Source organism: Algoriphagus oliviformis (assembly GCF_017254915.1).
Taxonomy (GTDB): Bacteria; Bacteroidota; Bacteroidia; order Cytophagales; family Cyclobacteriaceae; genus Algoriphagus; species Algoriphagus oliviformis.
In genome coordinates, this window is record NZ_JAFKCT010000043.1 from 1 (window position 1) to 408 (window position 408).

The 408-nt window shown below is 55.4% G+C and carries 1 protein-coding gene; it reads right to left on the reverse strand.

Annotated elements, in window-relative coordinates:
* Positions 1–408, reverse strand: a 408-nt coding sequence (locus J0A68_RS22500) for a phage tail tip domain-containing protein (protein WP_236025726.1), incomplete at both ends; no start/stop codon positions are given.

Below are 408 nucleotides of genomic sequence, written 5' to 3' on the forward strand. Positions count from 1 at the left end.
TCACCATAACCTGCACATCGCTGGCAAACGTATACGGCGGAATATCTGCCGAATGCCGTGTGGACGTAAGCGTGAACGTCAGGATCACGTTTCCCCGACCCGCTGGCATGTCAACAATACGGGAGAACACCTGTACCGCCTCGTTCGCCGCGCCATCATAAATCACCGCACCGTTCATCAGTACTTTCAGATAACACATCGAATACGTTGTCCTGCAGCTGACAGTACGCTTACTTCCGCGAAACGTCAGCGGAAGCACCACTATCTGGCGATCAAAAGGATGGTCATCGGTCACGGTGACAGTACGGGTACCTGACGGCCAGTCCACACTGCTTTCACGCTGGCGCGGAAAAGCCGCGCTCGCCGCCTTTACAATGTCCCCGACGATTTTTTCCGCCCTCAGCGTAC